Origin of the sequence: Streptomyces sp. NPDC051020, assembly GCF_040683105.1 — a bacterium.
Lineage (GTDB): Bacteria > Actinomycetota > Actinomycetes > Streptomycetales > Streptomycetaceae > Streptomyces.
Genome location: NZ_JBFBCG010000020.1, coordinates 39,319 through 58,778, shown reverse-complemented (window position 1 = coordinate 58,778; position 19,460 = coordinate 39,319). Strand labels below are relative to the sequence as shown.

Annotated in this window: 21 protein-coding genes; 11 read left to right on the top strand and 10 right to left on the bottom strand. The window is 68.3% G+C overall.

Going from position 1 to position 19,460, the window contains the following annotated elements; translation table 11 throughout:
- Positions 1-5: 5 nt before the first annotated feature.
- The 4 genes from AB0N06_RS13640 to modA form a co-directional block, all read right to left on the bottom strand.
- Positions 6-2,540 carry a Pls/PosA family non-ribosomal peptide synthetase gene (locus tag AB0N06_RS13640; protein ID WP_366134854.1) on the bottom strand — a complete coding sequence of 845 codons (2,535 nt, stop codon included), beginning with the start codon at positions 2,538-2,540 and terminating at the stop codon, positions 6-8.
- A gap of 582 nt (positions 2,541-3,122) precedes the next feature.
- Positions 3,123-4,214 carry an ABC transporter ATP-binding protein gene (locus AB0N06_RS13635; protein WP_366134853.1) on the bottom strand — a complete coding sequence of 364 codons (1,092 nt, stop codon included), beginning with the start codon at positions 4,212-4,214 and terminating at the stop codon, positions 3,123-3,125.
- 109 nt (positions 4,215-4,323) lie between these two features.
- A complete protein-coding gene (modB, locus tag AB0N06_RS13630; RefSeq protein ID WP_366134852.1) occupies positions 4,324-5,202 on the bottom strand; it encodes a molybdate ABC transporter permease subunit in 879 nt (292 codons plus the stop codon).
- On the bottom strand, positions 5,199-6,023 hold the full coding sequence (gene modA / locus AB0N06_RS13625) for a molybdate ABC transporter substrate-binding protein (protein ID WP_366134850.1): 825 nt from the start codon (positions 6,021-6,023) through the stop codon (positions 5,199-5,201). The genes modB and modA overlap by 4 nt, the downstream gene beginning before the upstream one ends.
- A gap of 560 nt (positions 6,024-6,583) precedes the next feature.
- On the opposite strand from modA, the gene AB0N06_RS13620 reads away from it, so the two are divergent.
- Positions 6,584-7,054: a molybdopterin-dependent oxidoreductase gene (locus AB0N06_RS13620; protein WP_366134849.1), complete on the top strand. Its 471-nt coding sequence runs from the start codon at positions 6,584-6,586 to the stop codon at positions 7,052-7,054.
- Positions 7,055-7,250: 196 nt separating this feature from the next.
- Here the strand turns inward: AB0N06_RS13620 and AB0N06_RS13615 are convergent, their stop codons facing one another.
- Complete coding sequence (locus AB0N06_RS13615; RefSeq protein ID WP_366134847.1) at positions 7,251-7,388, bottom strand: hypothetical protein; 138 nt, start codon at positions 7,386-7,388, stop codon at positions 7,251-7,253.
- A 23-nt stretch (positions 7,389-7,411) separates the two neighbouring features.
- Positions 7,412-7,807: a helix-turn-helix transcriptional regulator gene (locus AB0N06_RS13610; RefSeq protein ID WP_358863288.1), complete on the bottom strand. Its 396-nt coding sequence runs from the start codon at positions 7,805-7,807 to the stop codon at positions 7,412-7,414.
- 647 nt (positions 7,808-8,454) lie between these two features.
- Between AB0N06_RS13610 and AB0N06_RS13605 the strand changes: the two genes are divergently transcribed.
- Together AB0N06_RS13605 and AB0N06_RS13600 are read left to right on the top strand one after the other, a co-directional pair.
- Positions 8,455-8,706, top strand: coding sequence for a DUF6400 family protein (locus AB0N06_RS13605; RefSeq protein WP_366134846.1), 252 nt, complete (start codon positions 8,455-8,457; stop codon positions 8,704-8,706).
- Positions 8,690-8,935: a hypothetical protein gene (locus AB0N06_RS13600; protein WP_366134845.1), complete on the top strand. Its 246-nt coding sequence runs from the start codon at positions 8,690-8,692 to the stop codon at positions 8,933-8,935. Before AB0N06_RS13605 ends, AB0N06_RS13600 begins: the two co-directional genes overlap by 17 nt.
- 204 nt (positions 8,936-9,139) lie before the next feature.
- Here AB0N06_RS13600 and AB0N06_RS13595 read toward each other — a convergent pair whose 3' ends face one another.
- Positions 9,140-9,580: a hypothetical protein gene (locus AB0N06_RS13595; protein ID WP_366134844.1), complete on the bottom strand. Its 441-nt coding sequence runs from the start codon at positions 9,578-9,580 to the stop codon at positions 9,140-9,142.
- Between the two features lie 271 nt (positions 9,581-9,851).
- Complete coding sequence (locus AB0N06_RS13590; RefSeq protein WP_366134843.1) at positions 9,852-10,295, bottom strand: hypothetical protein; 444 nt, start codon at positions 10,293-10,295, stop codon at positions 9,852-9,854.
- A gap of 335 nt (positions 10,296-10,630) precedes the next feature.
- Here AB0N06_RS13590 and AB0N06_RS13585 point away from each other — a divergent pair, with 335 nt between their 5' ends.
- Together AB0N06_RS13585 and AB0N06_RS13580 are read left to right on the top strand one after the other, a co-directional pair.
- The gene (locus AB0N06_RS13585) at positions 10,631-11,215 is read left to right on the top strand and encodes an RNA polymerase sigma factor (RefSeq protein ID WP_366134842.1); all 585 of its coding nucleotides are present in this window, start codon (positions 10,631-10,633) and stop codon (positions 11,213-11,215) included.
- A complete protein-coding gene (locus tag AB0N06_RS13580; RefSeq protein ID WP_366134841.1) occupies positions 11,208-11,909 on the top strand; it encodes a hypothetical protein in 702 nt (233 codons plus the stop codon). Before AB0N06_RS13585 ends, AB0N06_RS13580 begins: the two co-directional genes overlap by 8 nt.
- 169 nt (positions 11,910-12,078) lie before the next feature.
- On the opposite strand, the gene AB0N06_RS13575 is transcribed toward AB0N06_RS13580, so the two are convergent.
- Positions 12,079-12,513 (bottom strand): CBS domain-containing protein, encoded by a 435-nt coding sequence (locus tag AB0N06_RS13575; protein WP_366134840.1) that lies wholly within the window; start codon positions 12,511-12,513, stop codon positions 12,079-12,081.
- Between the two features lie 214 nt (positions 12,514-12,727).
- A complete protein-coding gene (locus AB0N06_RS13570; protein ID WP_366134839.1) occupies positions 12,728-13,027 on the bottom strand; it encodes a hypothetical protein in 300 nt (99 codons plus the stop codon).
- A 726-nt stretch (positions 13,028-13,753) separates the two neighbouring features.
- On the opposite strand from AB0N06_RS13570, the gene AB0N06_RS13565 reads away from it, so the two are divergent.
- The 6 genes from AB0N06_RS13565 to AB0N06_RS13540 are packed head-to-tail and all read left to right on the top strand — an operon-like array spanning position 13,754 to position 19,401.
- The gene (locus AB0N06_RS13565) at positions 13,754-14,488 is read left to right on the top strand and encodes a DUF1684 domain-containing protein (RefSeq protein WP_366134838.1); all 735 of its coding nucleotides are present in this window, start codon (positions 13,754-13,756) and stop codon (positions 14,486-14,488) included.
- Positions 14,489-14,536: 48 nt separating this feature from the next.
- Positions 14,537-16,054: an ABC transporter substrate-binding protein gene (locus AB0N06_RS13560; protein ID WP_366134837.1), complete on the top strand. Its 1,518-nt coding sequence runs from the start codon at positions 14,537-14,539 to the stop codon at positions 16,052-16,054.
- Positions 16,054-17,019, top strand: a complete 966-nt coding sequence (locus AB0N06_RS13555) for an ABC transporter permease (protein ID WP_366134836.1) — start codon at positions 16,054-16,056, stop codon at positions 17,017-17,019. The genes AB0N06_RS13560 and AB0N06_RS13555 overlap by 1 nt, the downstream gene beginning before the upstream one ends.
- Positions 17,016-17,843 (top strand): ABC transporter permease, encoded by an 828-nt coding sequence (locus AB0N06_RS13550; protein ID WP_366134835.1) that lies wholly within the window; start codon positions 17,016-17,018, stop codon positions 17,841-17,843. Before AB0N06_RS13555 ends, AB0N06_RS13550 begins: the two co-directional genes overlap by 4 nt.
- Positions 17,840-18,637 (top strand): ABC transporter ATP-binding protein, encoded by a 798-nt coding sequence (locus tag AB0N06_RS13545; protein ID WP_366134834.1) that lies wholly within the window; start codon positions 17,840-17,842, stop codon positions 18,635-18,637. Before AB0N06_RS13550 ends, AB0N06_RS13545 begins: the two co-directional genes overlap by 4 nt.
- Positions 18,637-19,401, top strand: a complete 765-nt coding sequence (locus tag AB0N06_RS13540; protein ID WP_366134833.1) for an ABC transporter ATP-binding protein — start codon at positions 18,637-18,639, stop codon at positions 19,399-19,401. Before AB0N06_RS13545 ends, AB0N06_RS13540 begins: the two co-directional genes overlap by 1 nt.
- The last annotated feature ends 59 nt before the right edge of the window (positions 19,402-19,460 follow it).

The window sequence follows — 19,460 nt, the reverse complement described above, 5'->3', positions numbered from 1 at the left end:
CGGCGCTACGCCTTCCGCGACAGTGCCTCGGGCTGATCAGGGGCATCTCGCGTCTCCGCGGCGGGATTTCCTCCCCAGCGCGCGTGCTGCGGGACTTCCTCGCCTTTCATGAGAAAGGAGTCCGGGGCGAGTACGGCGCCGTCGCCCATCGTCACGCCGTAGTGGACGTGTGCTCCCACACCGATGGTGCAGCCGGCGCCGATGGTGCTGCGATCGGACTTGAAGGTGCCGTCCTCCTGGGAGTGGCACTGGATCTTGCTTCCCGCATTGAGCGTGCAGTCGCTCCCGATGGTGGTGAGCGTCCGCTCCGTCAAATAGCAGCCGTCATCGAAGACCCTGTTGCCGAGCCGAACCCCCAGCATCCGCCAGATCACGTTCTTGAAAGGGGTGCCGTTGAAGACGTTGAGGTACGTGTCAGGAACCTTCCAGAGGCGCTCGTGCCACCAGAAGTACGGGTCGTAGATGGAACACAACCGCGGTCGGAGCGCGCGGAATGCCGCGATGCCGCGCTCCACCAGTACGAAGTAGACAGCGGTGAACCCAAGGCTGAACACCAGGAATACAGCGATCAGCACATGCCCGTAGGAGTCGTACAGTTTGGCGTTCGCCAGGGCGAGCATCGTGAGCACGAAGAAGTGCAGCCACCGCACGAGCAGGAAGAAGACCATCGAGCGGATGTTGTAGCGGTTCTTCGCCGCGAGGCTGCGGCGCAACTCGTCGCCGGTCCGGAGGTGGTCGAACCGGGAGTCGCGCTCGACCGACCGGGGAATCTCGAAGCATGGTGAGCCGAGCAGGCCCACCCCCTCACGTACCTCGCCATCGAGCGGAATCATCACCTTCGTCGCGAGGAGACAGTTCTCGCCCGTCCTGGCCCCTGAGGGATAGGCGATGTTGTTCCCGAGGAAGTTGCGCGGACCGATCGAGGCCCGGGACACCCGGAAGGATGTGCTCGAGAATTCGGCATTGATGATGGAGAGCCCGTCAGCGACCATCGTTCCGCTGCCGACCGAGCACAGAAACGGGGACTCGTGTTGCACTTCCGTGCCGAAGTTCGACCCGGTCTGCTCGACTCGGGACAAGTCGTATCCGAGGCCCCGTAGATAGTGGACGATGTAGGAGCTGTCCCCGAACAGCCATGCGAAGAACTTGATGTTGGTCATGTGCCCGATCGCCCGGTGCACCGAGTAATGAAACCCGTACAGCGGATAGACCTTGTCCGGTTCGACGGCCAGGTTCAGCAGGCGCGGAACGGTGAACAGGACGGCAAGGCCCACGACGACGAAGCCGAAGAACAGCACGAAGGAAAGGATCAGCGCGTCGATGTAGAGATCAGGCGAGGTGAACCCCACAGCACCCGGGCCCAGCCCGTTGTGCAGCGCCGGAACCAGGGTCACCAGCATGTAGGCGCCCCCGACAGCCAGCGGCAGGTAGAGGAAGAACAGTTGAAGCACGGTGATGAGACCGAAGCCGGCCCGACGCAGCGTGCCGCACTTGGCCGGCCCGATCCTCAGGTAGTCATGCTCGGTGGGCTGTGCCGGTGATCCGTGCCAGCGCTGGCCATCAGGGACCACCTGGCCGCTGTACAGCGTGGAGGTGTGGCCGAGTTGCGCTCCGTCGCCCATCGACGTGTCGATGTCGAGCACGGTCTTCTCGCCGATGAACACGTCGCGGCCGAGGGTGACCGGGCCGGTCTGGATACGGCCGGCGTGTGCCCGGTAGCAGAGGAAGAACGAGTCCTTGCGGACCACCGTGCCGGCGCCGATGGTGAGCAGGTCGGTGCAGACCGGGACGTTGCGGGAGAGGATCGTGACCCCCTTGCCGATCCGTGCGCCCAGGGCTCGCAGGTAAAGCACGTACAGGGGATTGCCGACGAAGAAGATCATCGGGTTGGCGTGTATCAGCACCTTGATGGTCCAGAAGCGCAGATACGTCAGACCCCAGACCGGGAATTCGCGCGATTTCCACCGGCCGATGAGGAGCCATTTGGCCACGATCGGGAAGGTGCACAGGCCGACGAATCCGACGCTGCCGAAGACGAACGATCGCAGGTAGATGCCGATCACATCCGAGCCGGCGGAGACCCATGCATAGCCTCGGTCGGCACCAAGTCCGGCGAGGAAGGAATATCCCAGGAAAAGCAGGAACTGCAGCGTTCCACAGAGGGCGTACCGCACCGTGCCGGCAGGGGCCACCACCTCGGTCGATACCGGGACCGACGACTCGACAGGGGTGGGTGCTGCGTCCGCGAGCCCCGTCGCCAGATGTCGGATCGTCGGGTGCCGGTAGATATCCTTCATCGACGCTGAGGGGAGGTCCGTCCGCTTCCTGAGCCGTGCGCAGAATTGGGCCATCACCAACGAGTTGGCGCCGAGGTCATCGAAGAAATGGCTGTCGACCGACACCCGTTCGACGCATATGAGCTCGGCCAGCACCTCGGCGAGGTCTCTCTCGATGCCAGTCCTCGGGCCGGTGTACCTGCGCTTTTCGATCGCAGATTCATCCGGCCCGGGCGTCAGGACGTCGACGGATTTCTCCTCCATGCGAGCTCCTTGAGGAACATTCGAGCGCGATCGGCCATGACGGTCGGCGCCCTGATACTCGCGCTTTCGATGGCCGGAGCGAGTAACCCGGAATTCTGAGGTCGGGATCTGTTGGCCAGTTCCTCAACCGTTGCCCAGTCTCTGCTGTTCACCGTCGGGCTGCCACTCGAACTCGATCACGGTGGCGCGGCTGTAGCTCTCGGCGGCGCCAGGTGGTCCCCGCTACCGGAGGCCTGACGGCGCGAGCGCGGCGTACTCGCTGCCCGATTTCATGCCTCATCCACGATCCCGCCCAAGGTGACGGCGATGAGCTGCACACGGATCTCGCCCTACTGCATACGAGTGGCCTGGGCCTGATCCGGGAGGGGGCTGTGCCGGTGGCGCGCAACAGCCGTCAGTCCATGCCCGGGCGATCGGGGCGCGGGACGGTGACGACGTCGCAGCCTTGAGGCAGCACCGTCTGCCCCGGCAACCAAGCCGGTGACCCATACGGCCGACACGCAACGGTGTCGAGATCCTTGCCGCGATCGATCGGCTCCCTGGCGTTCGGGGCCTCCGGCCCCGGCCGGGGCGAGCGCTGCGTCAGGCTGGGTATGCGTGCGTCTGCGCGGCCTTGACCGTGGCCCAGACCGGTGCTCCCGGATGGAGGTCGAGTTCGGCTGCGGCGACCGTGGTCAGGTCGGCGGCGAGGGAGAGCTCGCCGGTGAGGTCCGCGCGGATCTGGTCGCCGTGCGTTTCGAGTCCGGTGACCTGGCAGTGCCACAGGTTGCGGGCGCTGGAGCCGGTGGGCCGGTCGCGGTGGAGGGTGACTGCGCCGGGCGGGAACGCGACGAAGGCGGGGCCGGCGAGATCCTCGGCGGTGGTGATCGCCCGGCCGGAGTCGAGCCGCACAGTGTGTCCCTCGGCCAGCCCCTTGTAGAGGTTCAGGCCGACCAGTTGGGCGATGTAGTCGGTACGCGGATGGCGGGCGATGTCGGAAGGGGTGCCCTCCTGTACGAGGCGGCCGTGCTCGATGACGACCAGCCGGTCGGCCAGCACCATGGCGTCCAGCGGATCGTGCGTGACCAGCACGGCGACCGCCTCGAAGTCGGCGAGGTGGCGGCGGAGTTGGGCGCGTACGTCGAGACGGGTGCGGGCGTCGAGCGCGGCCAGCGGTTCGTCGAGCAGCAGCAGCCGGGGGTGGGTGGCCAGGGCGCGGGCGAGGGCGACGCGCTGGGCCTGCCCGCCGGAGAGCCGACGGGGTTTGGCGCCGGCGTGGTCGGCGAGGCCCATGCGGTCCAGCCACTCGGCGGCCTGTGCGCGTGCCTCGGCCTTGGACGCGCCCTGGCAGCGGGGGCCGAACGCGATGTTGTCGAGGGCGGACAGGTGCGGGAAGAGCAGGTAGTCCTGGAAGACGACGCCGACCGGACGGGACTCGGGCGGTGTACGGTCCAGCGCGACGCCGTCGAGGCGCAGATGACCGCCGGTGAGCGGGGTGAGACCTGCGAGCGCGCGCAGGGCGGTGGTCTTGCCCGCGCCGTTGGGTCCGAGGAGCGCCACGACGTCGCCGGGCGCGGCAGTCAGGGCCACGTCGAGATGGAAGAGGCCGTGGCTGACGACCAGATGGGCGTCCAGGCCCGCGGCGGCTGCGTCCGTGGCGGGGAGGCTGCCCGTGGCGTCGTCGATGTCCGTCATGAGGGGTTCGTCCAGCGGTTTCGCGGTGAGGGAACAGGAACGGACGCGTCGGCGGTCCGGCGTGTCGGCGATCCGGGGCGGACTGCGAGTGGCTCACGGGCGGTTCGGGTCATGAGGCCGTCATCCAACGGTCCCGCAGTCCGGCCAGGACCGCGATCGACACGGCGAGCAGGACCAGGCTCAGCGCGATGGCGGCGGCCGGGTCGTTCTGCAGGGCGAGGTAGACGGCCAGCGGCATGGTCTGCGTACGGCCGGGAAAGTTGCCCGCGAAGGTGATCGTCGCGCCGAACTCGCCGAGCGCGCGGGCCCACGCCAGCACGGAACCCGCTGCGATGCCCGGCGCGATCAGCGGCAGGGTGACCCGGCGGAACGCGGTGAAGCGGGAGGCGCCCAGTGTGGTGGCGGCCTCCTCGTACCGGGGATCGGCCGCCCGTAGCGTGCCCTCCACGCTGATGACGAGGAACGGCATCGCCACGAACGCCTCCGCGACCACCACCCCCGCCGTCGTGAACGGCAGCGTGATCCCGAAGGCCGAGTCCAGCCACTGCCCCACGACACCGTTGCGTCCCAGCGCCAGCAGCAGTGCCACACCACCCACCACCGGCGGCAGGACGAGCGGCAGCGTCACCAGGGCCCGTACGAAACCCCGCCCCGGGAAGTCCGTGCGCGCGAGAAGCCAGGCCAGCGGCACGCCCAGCACCAGGCTCACCGCGGTCGCCGCGGTCGCGCACACCAAGGACAGCTGAAGGGCTTGCCACACCTCCGTGCTGGTCAGCTGGTCCGGCAGGGTGCGCCAGGGAGCCCGTACGAGAAGGCCGATCAGTGGCAGCGACAGAAACGCCAGCCCGACGAGGGCGGGCAGCAGAAGAGGCAGAGGCACCCTGTCCCGGGCGTCCGCGCGGACGCGTCGGCGCCGCGGCCGGCCCCCGCGGGCGTCGCCACCCATGAGGAGCTCGTCCGTGGCGCCGGACCTGTCCAGATCGGTCACGGCTTGAGGAACCCGGCCGCCGTCAGGACCTTCTGGCCCTCGGCGGACTGCACCAGCGCGATGAATGCCTTCGCAGCGTCGGCGTTGGGCGCGTCCTTGAGCAGCGTGATCGGGTAGTCGTTGATGGCCTCGGCGGACTCGGGGAACTCCACGCCCTCCACCTTGTCACCTGCCGCCTGCACATCGGTCTTGTAGACCACGGCGGCGTCGGCCTCCTTCAGTTCCACCTTGGTCAGGGCGCTCTTGACGTCCTGCTCGTACGAGACCGGGGTGAGCTTGAGCTTGCTGGCCTCCAGTGCCTTCTGTGCGGCCGCCCCGCACGGCACCGTCTTGTCGCACAGCACGACCTTCAGGCCGGACTTGGTGAGGTCCTTGAGGGAGGAGACCCTGTCGGGGTTGCCCGGCAGGGTGACGATCTCCAGCTGGTTGCGCACGAAGGTGGACGGCGTGCCGACCGCGTCCTTCGCATCGGTGACGATTCCCATCGTCTTCGGGCTGGCGGCGGCGAAGACGTCGGCCGGGGCGCCACCGATGATGCTGGCGGCGAGGGTGTCGCTGCCGCCGAAGTTGAAGGTGACCTTCGTACCCGGGTGGGCCTTCTCGAACTCCTTGCCCAGGGTCGTGAAGCTCTCCTTGAGCGAGGCGGCGGCGAAGACGGTCATCGTGCCGGAGAGCTTCTTCGACGAGCCGGTGGACGCCGAGGAGTCCGGCTTGGCCGAGGAGTTGTCGGACGAGGAGCAGGCGCTCAGTGCCAGCAGCGCAGCGGCGCCTGCGCCGGCCACCTGCAGGGTCCGGCGGGTCCGGCGTGCGGAACGGGTCATCACGGGGGCTACTCCCTCTGGTTTCTTCCGGAAGAGCCCGTCGGACTCTTCCGCGGTCTCTTGACGACCACGTGGGTCGACTTGAGCACGGCAAGCGCCGGAACGCCGTGTTCCGGCGTCAGGTCCCCCGCCGAGTCCCGGCTGAGGGTGGACACCGCCCCGGAACGGCCCGGCCTGGATCTCCACCCGCGCCGACACCTCTTTGAGGATCACGTCGGTGACGGTCCCGGCGAGGTGGTTGCGCGCCGGGGATCCGTTGTTCGTCCGCTCGGCGAGGCGCAAGTCCCGGACGAAGGAAGCCGGTTCCGGCCCGCGGATCATCCGCCGGCCCAGCTCGTCACGTGCGGTCCGCAGCGTCCGGCGCCGCAGTGGGTCGGCGCTGACATCAAGGCGGCTGCTTCCCCGATCCGGCAGGTGTGCATGTGCACATCATACTGCCGCAGATACGAGGTGGAAGTCATCTGTGGCATCGCATGAGCTGGACTGTCTACGGGTGATGGTGGGCATGTGCGTTTATACAGCACTGCTGCCCGGGTATCGACATCCGGGGGTGGTAGCCCGTGAGTCATTTCCTTCCGGCCGCCGATCCGGTGGCCGAGGTCGCCCTGACCGGCGACCTCGCGCGGCCGGCCCGGCTGACGGTGTCCGACCTGCTCGCCTGGCCCCAGCGACGGGTGCAGGTGAGCTTCGAGTGCGCCACCAGCGGCATCCAGCACCATTGCTTCGCAGGACCGCTGCTGCACGATGTTCTGTCCGACGCCGGTCCCGCCTTCGACCCCACCCGGCGCAAGGACCGCCTGCGCTTCCTGATCGCCGTGGCGGGCGCGGACGGCCATCACGCCGTCCTGTCCTGGGCGGAGATCGACCCCGACTTCGGCCGTGCGCCCGTCCTGCTTGCGGCCAGCATCGACGACACCCCGCTCGACGGGGCCGGCCCGCAGCTCGTGCTGCCCCAGGACCGCTGCGGTGCCCGGCACATCAGCGGCATCAGCGCGATACGCGTGGACGGCGGCTACGCGGTGTGGACGTGACGCCGGCGAGGCGAACCGGCGGGGGGTTTCGGCAGTTCCGTGAGGGGCTGCTCGTCCCCGGTTGATGCGCAGCCGCCACTCCCGCCGCGTCCAGGGCCGGCCGTACCCGGTCGCGGGACGGCGGAAGTTCCGTGAAGCGCACGCCGGTGGCGTCCCGCAGGGCGTTCGCGAAGGCCGGGGCTGAACGGTCTCTCGCTCATCGGCTGCGACCGCCGCGCCCTGCAAAGGAGTTGAGGAGACGCGGCATGGCCATGGTGCTCTCCGTGCCGTACGGCGACGGCGGGGCCTTGGCCGGTGCGGGGGCGTACTCCTGCTCGGTGAAGGCGTGACTCATGGCCGCCGCCCGTACGTGTCCGCTCAGGTGCGGTCGATGTGCACGCTGGTCGACTTCACGCGGGCGGTGGCCTCCACGCCGACCTCCAGGCCCAGCTCCTCCACGGCCTCCCGGGTCAGCAGCGAGACCAGCCGGTGCGGCCCGGCCTGGATCTCCACCTGGGCCGCGACATCGCCGAGCTTGACGGCGGTGACGATGCCCGGAAAGGCGTTGCGCACAGAGGTGTATGGGGCGTCCTCCTCGCCACCACCGGTCCTGGCGACCTCGATCGAGAAGGCGGCCAGATCCTTGCCGTCGATGAGCCGGCGTCCGCCCTTGTCGCGATGCGTGGCCACCCGGCCGGCGTCCGCCCACCGTCGCGCGGTATCCGGGCTCACGCCCAACAGGCGGGCCGCCTGCCCGATTGTGTAGGATTGCATACGCGCCAAGATAGATACATATTCCTTGCATATGCAAGCTCTTGCTCATGGTGGCGTTGGTATGTGCCGCACCAATTGAGTGGGCTTCGATGTCCTGCCCCGGCGGGAATCCGGCCGTGAAAGTCTAGTGCCGGGAGGGGCGAGGGCGTGTTTCGCGAGTAGCGTCGTCCGCCCATAAGGCGGGCCGGGCGTCGCCTGGCAGCCGGGACTTTCGAAACACGCCCTCGCAGGGCCATGCCTGGTGGCGTAGTCCGCAGGGCCGCCTCGGGGAGGGGTGTCGGCAGGTGGGGCAGGCGCCCCGGGCTCCGCACTCGGTGCGCGGCCAGGCGCTGTGTCGAGGGCCTTGACCGCCGGGCCGCAACGCGACAGCGGCCCCGCGGACCCGGCCCGTCGGGCCCGCCTCTCCAGGGCCGGGGTGCGGCCCATTCCGTGAGGCAGGCCATGAAGTACGTCACAGTGCCGTGCCCGGACCGTGTCTGCCGTCGGGGCTCTGGTGCCGGCAACGCCCCACCCCTGTCAGCCGATCCGAGGATTCCTTGCCGATGGGCCGGGCGCCGCGTCGCCCCAGGGCAACTTAGGTCACCCTTCCCCGTTGCTGTGGTCGCCTGGTACATGTGGGATTCCACCAGCACATCGGAAGTTTCGCCATGAACAAGGAAGATCCCACCGATCTCATACCCTTCACGATCGATCTGACCTTCGATGAAGCCCGGCGACGGGCCGAGGTCGTGGCCGCACTCGGGCCCGACTGGGACCCGGTCAGCGTTCTCCAAGGCGAGGATGAGGCGTACACACGCCTCTACTCGGGCCTGGACGCCGAGCAGCAGCGCACCTACGACCTGCTGGTGGCGGCCGGTGTCCTGCCAGGACGGGAGCCGGGCCGTGAAGCTGCCCATTGACCCACAGGCGGACGCCTCCCGCCGCGCTTGGATGGCCTGCCCCGTCTGCGACGACGCCCGCCATTGCGGGACCTGCGCCGACCGCCGTAACTGCGCTGATCACTGGCGCTATTTGATATCCACCAAGGGGCCGGTCGTTCACCTCCAGTGTCCGCGGTGCACGCACATGTGGTCAGTGAACACGCGGCCTGGCGTCACCTGCCGCGACGACAGCGCCCCCGGCTTCTGACTGACGGCAGGCCGAGCGAAAAGTCGCGGCTCATGCCAGTGGCCGCTTGATCACCGCTCGGCGGGGTCTCTCCGCCGGACGAAGGCCTCGGTGCCCGGACGGGCTGTTGGCTCCGGGGAGGGGGCACGCCGATGCAACGGGAAGGCGCCCCTCGGGGCGTGTCCGAGAGGCGCCATGGCAGATGGCCGGTCAGGGGATGGGGCGTCAGGACCAGAGCCGGTATGTCACGACTCTGGGCATCTCCGAGGGCCTGCTGTCGGTGAAGACGAGGCGGAGCTGGGTGTAGTGCCGTTGGTGAGGATTCTTGTTCAGCGGCTCCGAGCGGTCGAGCCTGACGGTCACGGGGTAGGGGTGGAACGTGCCGGCGGCACAGAACGGCTGGCAGTCGTTCACTACGTTGAGCCCGCGGCCCGCGGCGAAATTCGGTTTCCAATCCGACCACCGGAGTGCGGTGAGGATGCTGTTGCCATCCCCGCAGGCGATCAGGAACTCGTTCGGGCGTACTTGAGGATGCGAGAAGCAGTCGACGATCACCACGTCGGCGGGTGACTGTGTCCCTGTGGAAGCGGATGCCGGTGCGACCGCTGTTGCGAGCGATGCCGCGGCACAGATCAATACCGCTGCCTTGAGCTTGTGTCTCTGCATGTGCGCTCCCAGCCGTCTCTCTCCGAGCCCATCTGGTCTACCTGTACCGCCTGGTCCGCCCGGGGGCGCGATCCGCGCCTTCGGAGCAGACGCCGGACGGCGCTGCCGGCCTCTTCTCAACGGTTGTTCCGGTATCGACGCTACGACCGCGTTCAGGGGTGCACCACCCGCACAGGTAACAACTTCGCAAAGGGGAAGAAATATGCACATCTGCACGTGCGCGAGCGGAGTCCGCGAAGGCGACGAAGGTGAAGCGGGGCTATATCCCCGTTTACGGCAACCGCGCCGACGGAGCCTTCATGTGGGGAGCACCTCGGGGCCGCAGATCCGCAACCCGCTCGGCGCCGCCCTCCTTGAGCCAGGCCAGAAAGGTGAGAACGAAGATGCCTTCCACCACCAGGGACAGGACGCCGTACGGAGGCTCCCAGCCGGCTTCGCGATAGTCCGGCAATCCGACGGTGCGAGACAGCAGGAATCCGATGACCGTGACGATGCTGGTAGCTGCCCCGATCAGCCAGACGCCGAGCGGTTGCCTCTGAAGGACAAGCCCTGCGGCGACGCTGAGCATCACCACGCTGCCGACCAGGAACAGGATGCCGATGTAGGGCATCTCCGTGAGGTGGGAAGGGACCAGCGAGAGATGGATCACCGCGTTGGCCAGGGCGCAGAACGCTGCGGTCCCGCGCAGTGCGAGGTGGGTCGTGCGAGACGTCATCACGACTCCAGGGGTCCGAGGCGGCCGACGCCGCCGTGCTTCTGGCAGGGGCTGCGGACCCGGCCACGCCGGGGTGCTTCCGTTGCCGTCCAAGCCTTCCGGTCCTGGGACCGGTCGGCCGCTGTCGTTCGTAAGAGCGTGCCTTTGTTACCTACGGTGCTGCCGGGCCAAGGGTTCATGATCAGCCCGGTCCGGGTCCGGGTGGGTCGAGTGGCACGTTCGCGCCAGGAGGCCTCGGTACCTGGGCCGCGACGCGGGTTCCGTCCCGGCTCTTCGGCAGCGCCGAGGGCTGCCGGGCGGAGGTAATCCCTGGGGGCTCGTGTTACGTAAGGAGTATGCGCAGGATTGGCATTTCCCTGGAGCGGGTGCCCGACGAAGCGCTGCTGGCCGCCCTCATGACCGGCGATCCCGAGATCGCCGTGGCCTTCGTTCGGCGGTTCCAGCGCCGAGTTTTCGGCGTGGCCGTCGCTGTGGTCGGAGACGTCCAGCTCGCCGAGGACATCGCTCAGCAGACCTTTGAGCGCGCCTGCCGGCACGCTCAGGTCTACGACCCGCGCCGGGGATCGGTGCCCACCTGGCTGGCGGCCATCGCACATAACCTTGCGATCGACGCCGTACGTGCCCGCAAGGCCGCTCCAGTCGACCCCACGGACCTGGAGAACATGATGGAGACTGTCACCAGCACGCCGGAGCAGCAGGCGCTCTCCGCCGAAGCCGCAGCGGAACTGCGTCGAGCGGTTGCCGCGCTGCCGCGCGATCAGGCACGTGCGCTGGTGATGGCCGGCATCTACGGGATGACGGCTCAGCAGGTCGCCGATTTCGAGAAGATCCCGCTCGGTACCGCCAAGACCCGGATCAGGTCAGCCATGGGCAAGCTCCGCGCGTCCTTCGCGACCAGGCAGGCGGACCATGATGACTGAGACCCGTGGATTCAGCTGTGAGCAGCTCCGGGAGATCGGTGCGGAGCTGGCGCTCGGCGTGCTGCCCGCCAAGGAGCGGGCCGGGGCGATAGACCACCTGGAGCACTGTGCCGCCTGCCGCGAATACGTCCACGAACTGGTGGCCACGGCGGACGCACTGCTGGATCTGGTTCCGGGAATCGAACCGCCGGTCGGCTTCGAGGGCAGGGTGATCGACCGGCTGGGACTGCCCTCCGGGCGACAGCCGTTCCGGCGCGTACCGTGGCGGCGCTTCGCCCTCGCTGCGGCGGCAGTCGCGGCGGGCCTTGCCCTGGGTGGTGGTGGTTGGGTGCTCGGCGCATCCGTCGGACGTCCGGCCCCGGTCGCGCCGATCGTCTCTCCGGTGCAGCATCAACTGCTCACCGCCCGACTCGCCCACGGGGGCGAGTCGCGCGGGCGGGTATTCCTCTACACCGGAGCGTCGCCCTGGCTGTACATGGCGGTGGAAGCCGGGGGGCACTCCGGCACTGTCCGGTGCGAGCTGCAACGGGCCGACGGCTCCACCTTCCAGGTCGGTTCCTTCGCCCTCAGCAAGGAGGGCTACGGCGCCTGGGGCGCGCCCTACCCCGCCGGCACGGCGCCGGTCACCAGCGTCCGCCTGCTCGCCGCTGACGGCTCCGTGCTGGCCGACGCCACCTTCGGACAGTCCTACTGACCGGACGTCCAAGACCGACCCGGCACATGGGGGCGGCGTCGCGGGCTGGGCACGCGCATCTGCCGCGTCGTCGTCCATCACCATGGCTCCGCCATGGCTCAATCCTCCGCCGTGCAGCTGCACGCACCCAGCCCCGCTCCTACTCCCACCCCCCCAGGTGCCGGTCGGTCTACGCGGTCGCGTACACGCGGCTCGCGAACTCGGCGATCTGTTCGTCGCTCAGGTTCTTCGCGAGATTGGCCTCCGTGATCATGCCGACCAGGCGGTGGCCGCCTTGGACATCGATCACCGGCAGCCGCTTGATCTGATGTTCCTCCATGGTCGTCAGGACCTCGGAGGCATCCGCTTCGGCATCGATCCAGTGGACCTTGGCGCTGAGAGACCCGGCCTGCACGGTCGCTGGGTCGACTCCCTCGGCGCAGCACGTGATGACGATGTCGCGGTCGGTGATCAAGCCGGTGAGCCTGTTGTTGTCGCCGCAGATGGGCAGGCAGCCGACGTTGAGATCGCGCATCATTGTCGCCACATCGAGCAGCGACTGGTGCGCACCGACGCACTGCACGCCACTGGACATGATGTCTCGCGCTCGCAGCTTGGCAGCCATGATTTCCTCCGTCCTCGACAGCGTTGCCCCTCCGTCTTCGATCACAACACGAATGGCTCAGCGCCGCCCGCCGGATGTGTCGGAGAAGGAGTGGATCCCGAATCGGCCGCGACAGGGCACGGATCCGGGTGCTCGCGCAACCTGTCATGTGCCGTCGCCCGTGAGCGTCGGCCCGGCGATTGTGCGGCGTCGTCGACATCCGGACCGCTGACCGCTATGGCTCCACGTGGCCGAATCCCACCTCGAAGCGCTCGACCGAGACGATCCGCTGGCCTTCCCTGTGGGCGACTTCCTCGCGGAGCCGGGTGGCCCGGCCCTCGCTGGCCTGCATGGCCTGCTCGTCATCCCACAGAGTCAGGGACGTGGCCTTCCCGGAGGCTCGGTCGACGAGGTAGTACATGCCCCGGAAGCCGGAAACTTCCCGGATCTGCCTGAGAATTGCTTCCCAGTTCGCGGTCAGGATTCCCTCCGCGGGAACCGGTGAACCCTGATAGGTGCTCAGCCTCGCGAACATGGCTGCCACCCCTTTCCTGGCAGGCTGCCGGTCGAGGGGACAAGCAGCCTCAGCACCAGCGTTACTCGGCAGGCCGCACGCCGCATGCCGAGTAACGCTGCCATGCGTCCACCGGCCCGGCGGGCGATTCGCGCGGTGCGAGATGTGCGCCCGGCTGCGAACCGGTGGTGGCGGCATGCGTGACGCCCCTCGAAAGGGGTGTCTCCCTGGCGGGACTGCCTCCCGTTGCGCTCGTACTCCTTTGCCTGCGTTCCGGGCCCGCGCGAGAGCCGCACGCGCCGAACGCTGCTCCCGCATCCAAGGAGCGCCGTAGCAAGGTTCTTGATGGTGCGTCAGGTGATGGTGCAATTCGCGTCGGCAGGAGCGCCGGACGGGGGCCAGGTCGCATCCGGCCGTGCCGCGGGGGATGGCGGGACCTGGTCGGAAGGACGCGGGGACGGCGGCAGGCGGCCGGCATGTTCGGCATCGGCGAGCGTGGGGCTCCGGTCGCCCTCGGTCTGTGCGCGCTGTCGATTCGGCCGGCCGGGGGCCGACTGTGGCATCGGCAGCGGTTCGGATTCGATGCCTGCCTGTCGATCGCTGGGCTGACCTGCGGCTCTCGCCCCGGTCTCACTATGCAGTCCCACTTGACATTAGCTCGCCTTATGGAAGATAAAGGAGGTCCTTTGGGCTGAACTTCACGCAGTGTGACATTCGACGTGTGGCAGTCAGCGATCGTCTACGTGAATGAGTAAAGCCGTGTCCCACGCCGTCCCGGACCAGCCGACCGACCCCGCCGCGGACTGGGAGGCATGGCGCGCCGAGCGGCGCCGCTCGGTCACTTCGCCCGCGGGGAACCTCGCTCTCGTCGAGACCTGCTGGGCCCCCGCCGGTGAGCGCCCCGACCTCGATGCGGCCCGTGCCGGACAGCCGGAGACGGTGACGGTCACCACAGTCGAGCGCACCGACTTCGTCACCGGCCGCCCCGAGCACGGTCTGCGCTTCTGGGACGCGCAGTCGCCCGCGATCCAGAACTTCGATCACACCGATGTCTTCCCGTACGACCCGGCCTGGGTGCTGCAGGCCTCGTACACCCCGGTGCCCGGTGCCCGGCGGGTCGGGTTCGAGCACATCCGGGACAACGGCGGCACCCGCGACCTCGCCGTGCCCGGAGACATCGTGCTCACCCTGGACGGCCGGGACTACACGCTGAGCGCCTTCGACGACGACGGCACCCTGCTGCTCGTCTTCGGTGACCCCACCAACGGCGACACCACCTACGGCGCCGGGCGCTTCCTCTTCGTCACCCACGTCGGCGAAGGCCGTGTCCTTCTCGATTTCAACCGCGCCTTCGTGCCGCCCTGCGGATTCTCCGACCAGTACAACTGTCCGATGCCGCCGCGGCAGAACCGTTTCCACCTGCCCGTCGAGGCCGGCGAGAAGCGCCCCGTCTTCCGCGACGGCTTCCTCGCGCAGCACTGATCACTCTCCTCGCACTCCCGCCTCGCAGCACGAAAGCGCATACTCCTGATGAGCATCAAGAAGACCTCCCTGTACGGCGGCGCGACCGCCGCTGCCCTTGCCCTGACCCTCACCGCCTGCGGCGGGGGCTCCAACGGGGGCGGCGCGGCCGGAGGGGGCCACGACAAGAACGCCACGGTCAACATCGGTTCGCTCTACGAGCCGCAGAATCTCGACAACACCGCGGGCGGCGGCCAGGGCGTCACCGAGGCGCTCAACGGCAATGTGTACGAAGGTTTGTTCAAGCTCACCGACGACGGCAAGGTCGAGAACCTGCTCGCCCAGGACTACAAGGTCAGCGACGACGGACTCACGTACACCTTCACCCTCCACGACGGCGTGAAGTTCCACAGCGGCAAGAAGCTCACCAGCCAGGACGTCAAGTACAGCCTGGAGAAGGTGATCGCCAAGGACTCGCAGTCCGCGCGCAAGAGCAATCTCGAGGTCATCAAGTCCCTGGAGACACCGGACGCGCGCACCGTGAAGGTCCAGTTGTCGAAGAAGTCGATCTCCTTCGTCTACAACCTCTCCTACGTGTGGATCATCAACTCCGCGGCGGAGGGCCTCAAGACGAGCGAGGACGGCACCGGCCCGTACCAGCTGGACAAGTGGACCCACGGCTCCGCTCTCAGCCTCGACCGGTTCGCCGGCTACTGGGGTGAAGCTGCCAAGAACGAGCAGGTCGTCTTCCACTACTACAAGGACGCGACCGCTCTGAACAACGCGCTCCTGACCAACGCCGTGGACGTCGTCACGAGCGAGCAGTCGCCCGACGCCCTCGACCAGTTCAAGAACAACCAGAACTACAAGGTCAACGACGGCGATTCGACGACCAAGCTGCTCCTCGCCTTCAACGACAAGGCCAAACCGTTCACGGACGTCAAGGTCCGCCAGGCCGTCTCGGCCGCCATCGACGACAAGAAGCTCCTGGAGTCGGTCTGGGGCGGCTACGGCAAGCTCATCGGCTCGATGGTTCCGCCCACCGACCCCTGGTACGAGGACCTCACCAAGGTCAACGGCTACGACCCCGCGCGCGCCAAGAAGCTGCTCACCGAGGCCGGATACCAGAACGGCTTCACCTTCACCCTCGACACCCCGAACTACGACCCGCACCCGACCGCGGCGACCTTCATCAAGTCGCAGCTCGCCAAGGTCGGCATCACTGTCAAGATCAACACGATCACGCCGGACGAGTGGTACACGAAGGTCTACAAGAACCACGACTTCACGGCCACGCTCCAGGAACACGTCAACGACCGCGACCTGGTCTGGTACGGCAACCCCGACTTCTACTGGGGCTACGACAACAAGCAGGTCACGAAGTGGGTCGAACAGGCCGAGCAGGCCTCCGGCACGGCTGAGCAGACCGAGCTGCTGAAGAAGGTCAACCGCCGGACTGCTGAGGACGCGGCCAGCGACTGGCTGTACCTGTACCCGCAGATCGTCGTGGCGAACAGCAAGCTCTCGGGGTACCCGGTCAACGGTCTCAACTCGCAGTTCTTCGCCTACGACATCGAGAAGGGCTGATGGCGCGGTATCTCCTTCGCCGTCTCGCCTTCCTGCTGGTGTCGCTGGCGCTCGCGAGCGTGGTCCTGTTCGTGCTGCTGCGGTTGCTGCCGGGTGACCCCGCCAACGCGCTCACCTCGGTGGGCGCCGGCCCCGAGCAGATAGCGGCGGCGCGGCACTCCATCGGCTCCGACAAGCCGCTGCCCGAACAGTTCGTCCACTGGATCGGGCAGTTGGCGAGCGGTGACCTCGGTACGTCGTTCGTCAGCTCGCTGCCGGTCGCGCCCGAGGTCGGCTCGCGGCTGAACGTCACCATCCCGCTCACGCTCGCCGCGTTCGTCCTGGCAGTCCTCATCGCCGTCCCGGTCGGCTTCGTGGCTGCGCATCGGCGCGGGACCTGGTTCGGCGCGCTGCTCAGTGGAGTCTCCCAACTGGGCATCGCCGTGCCGGTGTTCTGGCTCGGGATGATTCTCATCGCCGTGTTCGCCCTGAACGCAGGCTGGCTTCCCGCAGGCGGCTTCCCGCAGGACGGCTGGTCGCAGCCGGCCGAGGCGATCCGCTCACTCGCCCTGCCCGTCATCACCATCGCACTCGTGATGAGCGCCTCGCTGATCCGCTACGTCAGGTCGGCCACGCTCGACGTACTGGACAGCGACTATCTGCGTACCGCGCGAGCGCTGGGCTCGTCGTTCGGGCAGGCCATGTGGCGGCACGGGCTGCGCAACGCCTCGGTACCGGTGATCTCGATCCTCGGCATCGAGCTGGCGTCCACACTGCTGGGCGCGGTCGTCGTGGAGTCGGTGTATGCGCTTCCCGGCCTCGGCTCCCTGCTCGCGACCGGCATCGCACAGCACGACTATCCGGTGATCCAGGGCGTGCTGTTCGTCTCCACGCTCGCGGTGCTGATCATCGGCTTCGCGGCCGACTTCGTGCAGCGGATCATCGACCCGCGGCTGCGGGGCAGGCTTTCGGGAGGTACCCGATGAAGCAGCCGACGAAGCGCTCGTACACCTTGAGCGTCGGATGCGTACTGGCCGGCCTGATCGCTCTGCTTGCGCTGGTTTCGGCCCTCTGGGTTCCGTACGCCGCCGACGACACGTCCGGCGGACGGCTCACGGGCCCCGGCGCGGGACATCTGCTGGGCACCGACAAGCTCGGCCGTGATCTGTTCACCCAGCTGATGACCGGTTCCCGGGTCGCCTTCGAGGCGGGCCTGGGCTCGGTCCTCATCGCGGCCGCGGTCGGCGTCACGCTGGGGGTGCTGGCCGCGTTCGCCCAGGGCTGGCTGGACGACACGCTCTCCGCGTTCCTCGACATCCTGATCGCCTTCCCGACGCTGCTGCTGGCGATGCTCATCGTCGCCGCCCACTCGGCCACACTGGGGTCGGCCGTGCTGGCGATCGGTCTCGCGCAGAGCGCGGTCGTGGGACGGCTCGTGCGGATCCTGGTCAAGCGGGTGGTGGCGCAGGACTACATCACGGCCGCGCGCACGTCCGGCACCTCGTGGCCGCGGATCGTGGCCGGGCATGTGCTGCCCAACATCTGGCCGACGCTCGTAGTGAACCTGGCTCTTCAGTTCGGGCTCGCGGTGCTGGCCGAGGCCGGCTTGTCCTACCTGGGTCTGGGGGCGCCGCCGCCCAACGCCTCGTGGGGCCGCATGCTCCAGGAGGCGCAGGCCACTTTCACCACGGCCCCGGCCGGCGCGCTCGCCCCCGGCATCCTGCTCGTCCTGCTCGTCGTCGGCGTGAACCTCATCGCCGACGGACTGCGCGACACCCTCGACCCGGCGGCCCGACGGAGGCGCGCATGAACATCCTCGACGTGCGCGACCTCGGGATCCGTACGGCAGACGGGCGCACGCTCGTCGACGGCCTCTCGCTGACCATCGCACCCGGCGAACGACTCGGCCTCATCGGAGAGTCGGGCTCCGGGAAGTCGCTGACCACCCTCGCCGTGCTCGGCCTGCTGCCCGACGGCATGACGGCCACCGGCGGGGTCGAACTCGCCGGCACCCAGATCGTGGGCGCGAGCGAGAAGCAGCTCACCGGCGTACGCGGCCGGGACGCCGCCATCGTCTTCCAGGAGCCGCTCACCGCACTCGATCCGCTGATGCGTGTCGGCAGGCAGATCGCCGAACCGCTGGGCAGAAGGCGAGGGCTGAGGGGCGCCGAGCTGAAGCGGGCCGTCGTGGACGCGCTGGAGCAGGTGCGGCTGCCCGCGCCCGACCGCATCGCCCGCGCCTTCCCGCACGAAATCTCCGGCGGGCAGCGGCAGCGCGTCGCGCTCGCCATGGCACTGGCATGCGACCCGAAGCTGCTCATCGCGGACGAACCGACGACCGCGCTCGACGTCACCGTGCAGTCCGACATGCTCGACCTGCTCGACACCCTCGTACGGGAACGGGACATGGCCGTTCTCTTCGTCAGCCACGACCTCGCAGTCGTCTCCAAGGTCACCGATCGCGTCGTGGTGATGAAGGACGGCCGCGCCGTGGAGGAGGGCGATGTCCGCACGATCGTGCGGGAGCCGCGTGAGGAGTACACCAAGGCGCTGGTGGCGAGCGCGCGGCAGCTGGAATCGGCTCTTGACCTGAGGAACGCGTGATGACGCCTGTACTGGAGCTGAACGGAGCCTCCTTCGCCTACCGGGGACACACCGCGTCCGTCGTCGAGGACATCTCCTTCACCGTCGAGACCGGGCGCAGCCTTGCCCTCGTCGGTGAATCGGGAGCGGGCAAGACCACTCTGCTGCGGCTGCTGCTCGGGCTCGCCCGGGCGACCTCCGGCACTGTCCGGTTCGACGGCGACGAGCTGAAACCGCGCGACCGTGAGCAGATGCGGCGTTTCCGGCGCAGTGTGCAGTGTGTCTTCCAGGATCCGTACTCGTCGCTGGACCCGCGTCGGCGCGTCGGCAGCATCGTGTCCGAACCGCTGCGTTCCCTCGGTATCGACAGCCGGAGCACGGCCGCGCCCAAGGTGGCCCAAGCCCTGGAACGGGTCGGACTCCCGGCCGACGCCGCCGAGCGCTATCCGCACGAGTTCTCCGGCGGCCAGCGCCAGCGCATTGCGATTGCGCGCGCGACCGTGTGCGACCCGCGGGTGCTGCTCGCCGACGAACCCGTCAGCGCACTCGACGTCACGACCCGGGTCAAAGTCGTCGACCTGCTGAACGAGTTGAAGCAGGAGCAGGGCCTGACTCTCGTCATGGTCTCCCACGACCTGTCGGTAGTGGCCTCGCTGTGCGAACGCACCGCCGTGCTGGAGAGCGGCCGCATTGTTGAACAAGGTGAAACCGGACAGGTGCTGGGTGCTCCCGCGCACCCGTACACACGTCGCCTGGTCGACAGCGTGCCGCGCCTGCCCGTGTGACCGGTGGGCTCGAAACACGCCCCAGTGCCCCTCCCTGCAGGCTTTGCCCCGTCGCGACG

Bases quoted from the DNA above. Each gene is read 5' to 3' on its own strand.
- AB0N06_RS13610 (WP_358863288.1), bottom strand. From the start codon at position 7,807: ATGCAATCCTACACAATCGGGCAGGCGGCCCGCCTGTTGGGCGTGAGC.
- modA (WP_366134850.1), bottom strand. From the start codon at position 6,023: ATGACCCGTTCCGCACGCCGGACCCGCCGGACCCTGCAGGTGGCCGGC.
- AB0N06_RS13545 (WP_366134834.1), top strand. From the start codon at position 17,840: ATGAACATCCTCGACGTGCGCGACCTCGGGATCCGTACGGCAGACGGG.
- AB0N06_RS13560 (WP_366134837.1), top strand. From the start codon at position 14,537: ATGAGCATCAAGAAGACCTCCCTGTACGGCGGCGCGACCGCCGCTGCC.
- AB0N06_RS13580 (WP_366134841.1), top strand. From the start codon at position 11,208: ATGACTGAGACCCGTGGATTCAGCTGTGAGCAGCTCCGGGAGATCGGT.
- AB0N06_RS13555 (WP_366134836.1), top strand. From the start codon at position 16,054: ATGGCGCGGTATCTCCTTCGCCGTCTCGCCTTCCTGCTGGTGTCGCTG.
- AB0N06_RS13590 (WP_366134843.1), bottom strand. From the start codon at position 10,295: ATGACGTCTCGCACGACCCACCTCGCACTGCGCGGGACCGCAGCGTTC.
- AB0N06_RS13570 (WP_366134839.1), bottom strand. From the start codon at position 13,027: ATGTTCGCGAGGCTGAGCACCTATCAGGGTTCACCGGTTCCCGCGGAG.
- AB0N06_RS13605 (WP_366134846.1), top strand. From the start codon at position 8,455: ATGAACAAGGAAGATCCCACCGATCTCATACCCTTCACGATCGATCTG.
- AB0N06_RS13550 (WP_366134835.1), top strand. From the start codon at position 17,016: ATGAAGCAGCCGACGAAGCGCTCGTACACCTTGAGCGTCGGATGCGTA.
- AB0N06_RS13585 (WP_366134842.1), top strand. From the start codon at position 10,631: ATGCGCAGGATTGGCATTTCCCTGGAGCGGGTGCCCGACGAAGCGCTG.
- AB0N06_RS13640 (WP_366134854.1), bottom strand. From the start codon at position 2,540: ATGGAGGAGAAATCCGTCGACGTCCTGACGCCCGGGCCGGATGAATCT.
- AB0N06_RS13595 (WP_366134844.1), bottom strand. From the start codon at position 9,580: ATGCAGAGACACAAGCTCAAGGCAGCGGTATTGATCTGTGCCGCGGCA.
- AB0N06_RS13635 (WP_366134853.1), bottom strand. From the start codon at position 4,214: ATGACGGACATCGACGACGCCACGGGCAGCCTCCCCGCCACGGACGCA.
- AB0N06_RS13575 (WP_366134840.1), bottom strand. From the start codon at position 12,513: ATGGCTGCCAAGCTGCGAGCGCGAGACATCATGTCCAGTGGCGTGCAG.
- AB0N06_RS13540 (WP_366134833.1), top strand. From the start codon at position 18,637: ATGACGCCTGTACTGGAGCTGAACGGAGCCTCCTTCGCCTACCGGGGA.
- AB0N06_RS13615 (WP_366134847.1), bottom strand. From the start codon at position 7,388: ATGAGTCACGCCTTCACCGAGCAGGAGTACGCCCCCGCACCGGCCAAG.
- AB0N06_RS13565 (WP_366134838.1), top strand. From the start codon at position 13,754: ATGAGTAAAGCCGTGTCCCACGCCGTCCCGGACCAGCCGACCGACCCC.